Source organism: Nocardia farcinica (assembly GCF_029867845.1).
In the GTDB taxonomy this organism is placed as follows: Bacteria; Actinomycetota; Actinomycetes; order Mycobacteriales; family Mycobacteriaceae; genus Nocardia; species Nocardia farcinica_A.
Map to the genome: position 1 here is coordinate 1 of NZ_JARWRU010000172.1, position 7,606 is coordinate 7,606.

Consider the following 7,606-nt stretch of genomic DNA (forward strand, 5'->3'; position numbering starts at 1 on the left):
CTACCGTGGATGCCCATGCGGAAGACGCCACTGGTCCTGCTCGCTCTGTTCGCGGCCGTCACGACCGCCTGCTCCGGCGGCACGACCTCGTCGACCTCGACCACCTCCGCCCAGCCGTCGGCAACGACGACGCAGGCGGCGGAGGCCACCACGGCCTCCGGCACCCCGGTGGCGGGTGACTGCGGTGCGCAGTTCCTCGCCGGGCTGACCCCGCGCCGCAAGCTCGCCCAGTTGCTGACCGTGGGCGTCACCGGCCTGTCCGACGCCACGAACGTGGTGAGCGGCGAGGGCGTCGGCGGCATCTTCGTCGGCAGCTGGACCGACCCAGCCCTGCTGGCCGGCGGGCAGCTCGCCCAGGTGCAGGCTGCCTCCGAGGTGCCGGTCATGGTGACCATCGACGAGGAGGGCGGCCGGGTCTCCCGCGCCCGCGACCTGATCGGCGCGGCGCCCTCGGCCCGCGAGACCGTGGACCAGATGTCGGCCGAGCAGTTCTACGAGGCCACGCTGGAACGCGGGCGCGCGCTGAAGGACCTCGGCGTGACCGTGAACTTCGCCCCCGACGTCGATGTCAGCTTCCAGCCCGACGACACCGTGATCGGCGACCGCTCCTTTTCCGCCGACCCGGCCGTGGTCACCGAGTACGCGGGCGCGTACATCCGCGCCATGCGTGAGGTCGGCGTCGGCACCGTCATGAAGCACTTCCCCGGTCACGGCTCCGCCTCCGGCGACTCCCACACCGGGGCTGTCACCACCCCGCCGCTCGAGCAGTTGCAGGCGGTGGACCTGGTGCCTTTCCGCGAGCTGGTCGGTTCCGGCGCGGCGGTGATGGTGGGCCATCTCGACGTGCCCGGCCTGACCACCCCCGACATGCCTGCCAGCATCAGCCCGCAGGTCATGTCGCTGCTGCGCGAGGGCACGGGCTACGGCGCCGCGCCCTTCGACGGCCCGATCTTCACCGACGATCTCGGCGGCATGGCGGCCATCACCGCCAGGATGAGCATCGAGGAAGCGGTGGAGGCGAGCCTGGTCGCCGGGGCCGACAACGCCCTGTGGATCACCACCGACGCGCTGTCCTCGGTGCTCGACCGGCTGGAGCAGGCGGTGGCCGCCGGACGCCTGCCCGCCGCGCAGGTCGACGCCTCCGTCCTGCGGATGGCGGCCTTCAAGGGACTCCTGACCTGCTGATACAACCGTGGGGGCGGATCGGCCGCCACTGAACTTACCTTGGAGTAAGATCGGACCCCACGGTAGCGGTAGGAGAGTGGATGGCGGGCGGAACGAAGCGGCTTCCCCGGGCGGTGCGTGAGCAACAGATGCTCGACGCCGCCGTGGAAGTGTTCGCGCGCAAGGGCTTCCACGAGACCTCGATGGACGCGATCGCGGCCGAGGCCAAGATCTCCAAGCCCATGTTGTACCTCTACTACGGCTCCAAGGACGAGCTCTTCCGCGCCTGCATCCAGCGCGAGGGCGCCCGGCTCATCGAGTCGGTCGCGCCCGCGGGCAACCCGCAGCTCACCCCGCACGAGCAGTTGCGCACCGCCCTCGAGGCCTTCCTCGGCTTCGTCGACAGCAACCGCCGCTCCTGGCAGGTGCTCTACCGCCAGGCCCTCGGCCAGGAGAGCTTCGCCTCGGAGATCGACAACGCCCGCGAGCGGGTCATCGAGCTCACCGCCAAACTGCTGGAGTCCAGCGCCAAGCATCCCGAGCCGGGCACCAACTTCGACATCGTCGCCGTCGCCGTCATCGGCGCGGGCGAGGCCATCGCCGACCGGGTCGCCACCGGCCGCATCGATGTCGCCGAGGCGGTCGACCTGCTCGACGCGCTGGCCTGGCGCGGCCTGGCGGGCCGCAAGAAGGTCGAATAACGGCGTAGGACCCGAAAAGCTGCGTGGGACCGGTCGGCAGCCGACCGCCCCGGGAACATGTGGCCCAGTCATTCGGGGCGATCGGAACCGGCGAAACCGCCATACGCTCCGGTCATGAAAGCTTCGACTCGAACCGTCCGCCTCGGCCTCGCGGCGCTCGCCATCGCCGGGGGACTCGTCGGCACAGCCGGTCCGGCCGCTGCCGACACCGCGGGCACGGGCAGCAGTTCCGTCGGCACCGGCTCCGCCGAAGTGGCGAACAGCCTGATCAGGTGGTTCGGCTGCCAGGTGGGCGCCATCTCCTGCCCCATCGTCATCCCGCTGTAACCGCGACCACCTCGGTCCAGACGCGTTCTGCTCCGATGCGGGTGGCTCGGCTCTTCGCATTGCGAAGCCGGGCCGACCGGTGCAGGATATGGCGCTATCCATTCGGGACGGACGCCGGTGGTCCGGGGAGCGGGGGCGGAAGTGTTCGGCATGCTCAGGCCGTGTGCGCACGGGGCGGCCAAGTACGGGATCGGCAGCGCGCAGTGGCAGTCGCACATGTGCGGCCTGTGTCTCGGGCTGCGCGACGGGCACGGTCAGCTGGCCAGAACCGCGACCAATACCGACGCCGTCGTGCTGAGCATGCTCACCGAGGTCCAGGCGGCGACCCCCGCCGAGCGGGTCACCGCTGGCCGGTGCGCGCTGCGGGGAATGCGCCGCGCCGAGGTCGCCCCTGCCGCCGCGCCCGGAGTCCGGCTGGCCACCACCGCCTCCCTGCTGCTCGGCTCGGCCGCCCTGCGCGACCGCGTCGAGGACGGTGACGCCGCCGTGCTCACCCGCGGGCCGATGGCGCGGGTGTCGTCCACCTGGGCCGCGAGCGCCCGCATCCAGGCGGGGCTCATCGGCCTGGACGTGGCACCGCTGATCGCCGAGATCGCCGCCCAGACCGCGCGCGAGCGCACCAGTACCGACCTGGCCGAACTCACCGCCGCCACCGAGTTCTGCGCCGCCGAGTTCTTCGCGCACACCGCCGTGCTGGCGGACCGGCCGGACAATGTCGACGCGCTGCGCGGCGTCGGCCGCGATTTCGGCCGCATCGCCCACCTCGCCGACGCCGTGGAAGATCTGGAGGCCGATCGCGCGGCAGGCCGCTTCAACCCCCTCGATGCCTCGCGCACCACCCCCGCCGAGGCCTGCCACCTCATCCACGAGGCCGACGCCGATCTGCGCCGCTCGCTGGCCGCCGTCGAATTGGCCGAGGTCCCCGCCGTGCGCTGGATGCTGCTCGACCCGCTGCGCGCCCTGGTGCGCCGGGTCGGCCACGGTGTCCCCGGCGCGATCGCGCACGCCTGCAAGGCCGCCGAGTCGCGCGCCGAGCGGCCGATCATCACCCACAAGGGCCCGCCGACCCGCAAGCCCGACTTCGGCACCGCGCTGGCGCTGGTGTGCGGCGTGTACTGCACCGGTTACGCCTGCTGCGCCGAGCACACCAACCCGTGCAACGGCGAGCGCAGGGACGCGTGGATCAGCCGCTGCGGATGTGACTGCTGCTCCGGTTGTCCCGATTGCGGCGGGTGCTGCGACTGCTGTGAGGGTTGCTCCTGCTGCGACTGCTGAATCCCGCGCGATCCCGGCCGGGGGCGACAGCGGCCGGGCGGGTACCCGGCAGATTCGTCACAGGACACGAAAACGCCCCCGGGACACCGTGTCTCGGGGGCGGTTTCGCGCGAGATCGCGCTCGCGCCGTACGCGTCAGCGCAGGGTGGCCGTCAGATGCGGATACCCCTTCTTCGGATGCCGCATGGCCAGATCCCAGCCGCCGTCCACCTGGTCGGCGTACACGTTGACGGTGGCGGGCAGCAGCACCGGCTTGCCGAACTTCACCGAGTACGACACCTTCTCCGGGATGCGGCCCTCCACCGTGCTCAGGATGGTGGCGGCCGACCACATGCCGTGCGCGATCGGCTTGGGGAAGCCGAAGGCCTTGGCGCCCACCGCCGAGGTGTGGATCGGGTTGTGGTCGCCGGAGGCGTTGGCGTAGCGGTCGATGATCCGCTGGTCCACCTTGATCTGGCGCAGCGGCGGCGGCGGAACCTCTTCCGGCTTGGGCTCGGGCTTGGGACCGCCCGACAGCGAGGTCTTCTGCTGGTGCAGGAAGGTGGTGACCTGCCGCCACACCAGTTCACGGCCCACGCTCACCTCGGTGATCGCGTCGACCATCAGCCCGCGCGGATGCTCGCGCAGGTTCTCGATGTGGGTGCGCAGATCCAGCGGCTCGCTGACCGAGATCTCCCTGGCGCGCTCGATCTCGTTGCCGGCGTGCACCGCGCCGACGGCGACGAACGGGAAGTCCCGCGCCACCACCAGTTTCATCGCCAGCGGGAAGCTGAGGATGAACGGGTAGGTCAGCGGCAGCGAATCGCTGTAGCGCAGACCGGTGGCGTGGCAGTAGTCGGCCAGGTGGTCCGGGTCGACCTTCAGGCCCTTCAGCTCGACCACCCGGTCCGGGATGGTCTGCTTGCGCGCCGGGCCCAGCGGCACCGCGCCCAGCGCCGCCTGCACGAACAGCGCGGAATTCTTCGGCGTCTCGCGCAGCGAGATCACCTGAGTCCCCGATCCCATGCGCTTCCTCACGCTCCGAGCATGGCCTGGCCGCACACGCGCAGCACATTGCCGTTGACGGCGTTGGACCCCGGGCTGGCGAAGTAGGCGATGGCCTCGGCCACGTCGACGGTCTGGCCGCCCTGCAGCAGCGAGCTCATCAGCCTGCCGGCCTCGCGGGTGCCCACCGGGATGGCCGCGGTCATGGCGGTCTCGATGAAGCCGGGGGCCACCGCGTTGATGGTGATGCCCTTCTCGGCCAGCTTCGGGGCCTCGGCCTGCACCATGCCGATGACGCCCGCCTTGGAGGCGCCGTAGTTGGTCTGGCCGCGGTTGCCCGCGATGCCGGCGATGGACGACACGTCGATCACGCGGCCGCCCTCCTTCAGCACGCCCTTGGCGACCAGTGCCTCGGTGATCCGGTACGGCGCGGCCAGGTTGACGCCGATGACCGCGTTCCAGCGGGCCTCGTCCATGTTGGCCAGCAGCTTGTCGCGGGTGATGCCGGCGTTGTGGACGATGATGTCCAGGCCGCCGAAGCGCTCGGTGACGAACTCCGCCAGCTTCTCGGCGGCGTCGGGGGCGGTGACGTCCAGCGCCAGCGCGGTGCCGTTGATCTTGTTGGCGGTCTCCGAGAGCGCGTCGCCCGCGGCCGGGATGTCGGCCACGATCACGGTGGCGCCGTCCCGGGCGAAGACCTCGGCGATGGTGGCGCCGATGCCGCGCGCCGCGCCGGTGACCACGGCGACCTTGCCCGCCAGCGGCTTGTTCCAGTCGGCCGGGGCGGTGGCGTCGTCCTTGCCGACGCGGATGACCTGGCCGGAGACGAAGGCAGACTTGGCCGACAGCAGGAAGCGCAGCGTGGACTCCAGGCCGGACGCGCCGGTGGCGGCCTCCGGGTGCAGGTAGACCAGCTGGGCGGTGGCGCCGCGCAGCAGCTCCTTGCCGACCGAGCGGGTGAAGCCCTCCAGCGCGCGCTGGGCGATCTGCTCCTCGGCGCTCGCGGCCAGCTCCGGCGTGGTGCCGATGACCACGACGCGGCCAGAGGGCGCGATGCTGCGCATGGCCGGCTGGAAGAACTCGAACAGCTGCGCCAGCTCGTCGATGGCGCCGATGCCGGTGGCGTCGAAGACCAGCGCGCCGTACTTCACGCCCTGGCCGAGCGAGTCGGCGATCTCGTAGTCGTCCAGCAGCTCGCGCAGCGGCTCCACGACCCGGCCTTTGCCGCCGAGCAGCACCGGTCCGGGCAGCGGCGGCTCGCCGGGGGTGTAGCGGCGCAGCGTCTCCGGCTGGGGCAGGCCCAGCTTGCTCGCCAGGAAATGGCCGGGCGCGGAGTGGACGAACGATCCGTAGAGGTTGGGTGCACCCTTGCTCTTGGCTGCCACAGTTCCTACCTTTTCTCTCTCGTTTCGGCCGGGGCGGTATCGACAAGTAACTTACTCCAGAGTAAGTTTAAAGTAAACCGCGGCGACGCGGTGGCGGGCGGGCGTCCGCCGGGCGCTCATCCGCGTCGGGCGGCGCGTACCCAGTCCGCCCGCGCGGTACCACCGCATCCGACGAAACATTCGTTTCCGACGAGGCGTTTTCGCGCCGGGTCCCCAGTGCCCGCAGCGATATGCACAACCGACGAGACTTGGAGGGTCGAGTGACCAAAGCCAGCGCCAGCACACCGAAGACCGCGCGTCCGGTCGCCATCGTGGGCGGCAACCGCATCCCGTTCGCTCGCTCCGACCGGGCCTACGCGAAGGCGTCCAATCAGGACATGTTCACCGCCGCCCTGGACGGCCTGGTGAGCCGCTTCAACCTCCAGGGCGAGCGGCTCGGCATGGTCGTCGGCGGCGCGGTGCTCAAGCGCGTCGGCGAGCACGGCCTGATCCGCGAGAGCGTGCTCGGCAGCCGCCTGTCGCCCTACACCCCCGCCCACGACCTGCAGCTCGCCTGCGGTACGGGCCTGCAGTCGATCGTGACCGTGGCCGACGCCATCGCGCTCGGCCGCATCGAGTCGGGCATCGGCGGCGGCACCGACACCACCTCCGACGCCCCGATCGGCGTCAGCGAGCCGATGCGCGAGTGGATGCTCAAGATCAACCGCGCCCGCACCGGCAAGGAGCGCGCCAAGCTGGTCGGCCAGCTGCGCCCGAGCATGATCGGCATCGAGATCCCGCGCAACGCCGAGCCGCGCACCGGGCTGTCGATGGGCGAGCACGCGGCCCTCACCGCCAAGGAGTTCGGCATCTCCCGCGAGGCGCAGGACGAGCTGGCCTACCTCTCGCACAAGAACATGGCCGCCGCCTACGACCGTGGCTTCTTCGACGACCTGATCACCCCCTTCCTCGGCCTGACCCGCGACGACAACCTGCGCCCCGACTCCTCGCCGGAGAAGCTGGCCAAGCTCAAGCCGGTCTTCGGCGTCAAGGCGGGCGACGCGACCATGACCGCGGGCAACTCCACCCCGCTCACCGACGGCGCCTCGGCGGTGCTGCTGGCCAGCGAGGAGTGGGCCGCGCAGCGCAACCTGCCGGTGCTGGCCCACCTGGTCGATTCCGAGGTCGCCGCCGTCGACTACGTGCACGGCCCCGACGGGCTGCTCATGGCCCCCACCTACGCGGTGCCGCGCCTGCTCGCCCGCAACGGCCTGACCCTGCAGGACTTCGACTACTACGAGATCCACGAGGCCTTCGCCTCGGTCGTGCTGGCCACCCTGCAGGCCTGGGAGTCCGATCAGTACTGCAAGGAGCGCCTCGGCCTCGACGGCGCGCTCGGCTCGATCGACCGCGGCAAGCTCAACGTCAACGGTTCCTCGCTGGCCGCGGGGCACCCCTTCGCCGCGACCGGTGGCCGGATCATCGCCTCCACCGCCAAGCAGCTCGCCGAGAACGGCGGCGGTCGCGCGCTGATCTCGATCTGCGCGGCGGGCGGCCAGGGCGTGGTCGCCATCCTCGAGCGCTGATCAGCCCGCGAGCGTCGAGACCTTCCCCGGTGGTGACCGGCCGCCGGGGAACACAGCAGGCGCACCCGCGCGTCTGCGCCGGGGGACATACGGCGCGGGGGGGGCCGGCCCGGGGCCCCCCGGGGCAGCCACCCCGCGCCAAGAGGGCCGCGGCCCCCCGGGGGGGGCGGGCGGGCGGGGGGGGCGGGGGGGCGGGGGGGGGCGC

The 7,606-nt window shown here is 71.6% G+C and carries 7 protein-coding genes; 5 read left to right on the forward strand and 2 right to left on the reverse strand.

What is annotated here, in order from left to right; all coding sequences use genetic code 11:
* Positions 1-15: 15 nt before the first annotated feature.
* The 4 genes from QH283_RS03525 (at position 16) to QH283_RS03540 (ending at position 3,467) form a co-directional block, all read left to right on the forward strand.
* Positions 16-1,185, forward strand: coding sequence for a glycoside hydrolase family 3 N-terminal domain-containing protein (locus tag QH283_RS03525; RefSeq protein ID WP_280501585.1), 1,170 nt, complete (start codon positions 16-18; stop codon positions 1,183-1,185).
* 80 nt (positions 1,186-1,265) lie between these two features.
* Entirely contained in the window at positions 1,266-1,865 is a 600-nt protein-coding gene (locus QH283_RS03530) for a TetR/AcrR family transcriptional regulator (protein WP_280501579.1), read from the forward strand.
* 114 nt (positions 1,866-1,979) lie between these two features.
* Entirely contained in the window at positions 1,980-2,192 is a 213-nt protein-coding gene (locus tag QH283_RS03535; protein WP_280501580.1) for a hypothetical protein, read from the forward strand.
* A 150-nt stretch (positions 2,193-2,342) separates the two neighbouring features.
* Entirely contained in the window at positions 2,343-3,467 is a 1,125-nt protein-coding gene (locus QH283_RS03540) for a DUF5685 family protein (protein WP_280501581.1), read from the forward strand.
* A gap of 135 nt (positions 3,468-3,602) precedes the next feature.
* Here QH283_RS03540 and QH283_RS03545 read toward each other — a convergent pair whose 3' ends face one another.
* Both QH283_RS03545 and QH283_RS03550 read right to left on the reverse strand, forming a co-directional pair.
* A complete protein-coding gene (locus QH283_RS03545; protein WP_280501582.1) occupies positions 3,603-4,472 on the reverse strand; it encodes a MaoC family dehydratase in 870 nt (289 codons plus the stop codon).
* 8 nt (positions 4,473-4,480) lie between these two features.
* On the reverse strand, positions 4,481-5,836 hold the full coding sequence (locus QH283_RS03550; RefSeq protein WP_280501583.1) for a 3-oxoacyl-ACP reductase: 1,356 nt from the start codon (positions 5,834-5,836) through the stop codon (positions 4,481-4,483).
* Between the two features lie 230 nt (positions 5,837-6,066).
* On the opposite strand from QH283_RS03550, the gene QH283_RS03555 reads away from it, so the two are divergent.
* On the forward strand, positions 6,067-7,401 hold the full coding sequence (locus tag QH283_RS03555) for an acetyl-CoA C-acetyltransferase (protein ID WP_414689619.1): 1,335 nt from the start codon (positions 6,067-6,069) through the stop codon (positions 7,399-7,401).
* Positions 7,402-7,606: the final 205 nt, after the last annotated feature.